Here is a 2,248-nt window from a genome sequence, read left to right as displayed (position 1 = left end):
GATAGTAGCACTATCTAAGGGTTCTGATAACGCAGTACAAACAGAGTTCTTTGCTTCAGAGGGGGTTTTTATCCCACTGAAGCTTACTAACAGAATTCTTAGTATCAGTATTTTTAATACTTAGAATTCGTTGTCCTTTAGGGGAAATCGTTATCTATGGTCGTAGCCGCTCTTTACTCCCACTTTAAAGAAGATGGGAGTATTAGAACGGGTAGTCATCAGATAACACAAAATAGATGAGCATTCTGACTTATTTATTTTTTGAAGATGCCTTAATGGAGATGTACATTATAGTTATCGCTATAAGGTAATATAATTAACAATTTAAGTTTAATATAATCATATATAGGTATATAATATATATGATTTTAAATTTGCAAATAATGTGTATATAAAATAATAAAAAGCTAGTACATAGTTTAATAAAGAGATAGGTGATAAAGGCATGTATGAGTATATAAAAGGAATTTTTAAGTCTATAGGGAAGGAATATATAGTTGTTGAATGTGGCAATATTGGATACAAGATTTTTACATCAGGTAGTACAATTTCTAATATGCCAGCAATAGATCAACCAGTAAAGATTTACACTCATCAAATTGTAAGAGAAGATTTTATTGGACTTTATGGTTTCTTAACTAAAGAAGAAATATCCATGTTTAATCTTCTTATTTCAATTAATGGGGTGGGTCCTAAGGCGGCTCTGTCTCTTATGTCGATTGCTAATGTTTCAACACTAAAGTATGCTATAATCACTGATGATGATAAACTAATAACCAAGGCACCAGGCATTGGTAAAAAAACTGCCCAAAGAATTATATTAGAGCTTAAAGATAAGATAAATTTAGGAGAAGCTATACAAGATGGAGTAGTTATCAATCCAATTGATATAGATAATGAAAAACTATCAGAAGCAGTGGGAGCACTTATGGCTCTTGGATACTCTGATAAAGAAGCAGAAAAGGCATTAGAAAAAGCCGATAGAAGTAAGAATGTTGAAGAGATCATAAAGCAATGCTTAAAGATTTTAATGGGATAGCAAGATTATAGATATTAGACTTTTAAGAGTTTTATAATTAAGGAGGGGGATTATGGAAGATAGATTTATTACATCTAATATTGTTGAGGAAGATATGGAAGTAGAATATTCCCTAAGACCTCAACGTCTTAAGGAATATATAGGACAGGAAAAAGTTAAGAGTAAGCTTGATATATTTTTAAAAGCTGCAAAGATGAGAAATGAGGCTTTAGATCATGTACTTTTATATGGTCCACCAGGACTAGGAAAAACTACATTGGCTAATATAGTGGCAAAGGAAATGGGAGGAAATCTAAAGATTACCTCTGGACCAGCTATAGAAAGGGCTGGTGATTTGGCAGCACTATTAACTAACTTAAATACTAATGATGTATTATTCATAGATGAAATTCATAGATTGAATAGATCAGTGGAAGAGATCTTATATCCTGCTATGGAGGATTTTGCACTAGATATTGTTATTGGTAAGGGAGCAGCAGCAAAATCTATAAGACTTGACTTACCTAAGTTCACGCTAATAGGAGCAACTACAAGAGTAGGACTTTTGACAGCACCTTTACGAGATAGGTTTGGAGTACTATGCTCGATGGAATATTATAATCATGATGAGCTTAAGGAAATTATTTTAAGATCTTCTGATATATTAGGAGTTAAAATTGATAATGAAGGTGCTTTAAGTCTAGGAATGAGATCTAGAGGAACTCCAAGAATAGCCAATAGACTATTAAAAAGAGTTAGAGATTACTCTATGGTTAAAGGCATAGATATAATTGATAGTAATATGGTAGAACAGGCTGCAGAGCTTTTGGAAGTAGATAAAGAAGGCTTTGATAGATTAGATAATAAAATACTAGAGTCTATAATAGATAACTTTAATGGTGGGCCAGTAGGGGTTGAAACTCTATCCTATTTTATAGGGGAAGAGGTAAGTACCATAGAAGATGTGTATGAACCTTATCTTATCCAAAGAGGGTTTATTGTGAGAACTCCAAGAGGGAGAATAGCAGCTAAAAAAGCCTATAACCATTTAGGGAGAGTTATTCCGGATCATCTTTTATAGAAATAGTAATATAAATAAGAAGTTCATAGTATATGCATATAAAAGTTATAAAAATTTTTATGAATATACAAAATAGATATAGTAGGATATAAAAATAGATTGTAGTATTATGTTGTAATTAAGGCATGTGAAAATAAATAATAGACCAA

The 2,248-nt window shown here is 31.8% G+C and carries 2 protein-coding genes; both read left to right on the top strand.

Features of this window, described 5'->3' with window-relative positions; genetic code table 11:
- Nucleotides 1-445: 445 nt before the first annotated feature.
- Nucleotides 446-1,039, top strand: coding sequence for a Holliday junction branch migration protein RuvA (ruvA, locus tag B3W71_RS03855; protein WP_346887623.1), 594 nt, complete (start codon nucleotides 446-448; stop codon nucleotides 1,037-1,039).
- 52 nt (nucleotides 1,040-1,091) lie between these two features.
- Entirely contained in the window at nucleotides 1,092-2,099 is a 1,008-nt protein-coding gene (gene ruvB, locus B3W71_RS03850; protein WP_346887622.1) for a Holliday junction branch migration DNA helicase RuvB, read from the top strand.
- Nucleotides 2,100-2,248 lie beyond the last annotated feature (149 nt).

It is taken from the genome of Clostridium sp. UBA1056 (assembly GCA_002316385.1).
GTDB lineage: Bacteria > Bacillota > Clostridia > Clostridiales > Clostridiaceae > Clostridium_J.
This window is presented reverse-complemented; position numbering and strand designations above follow the sequence as displayed.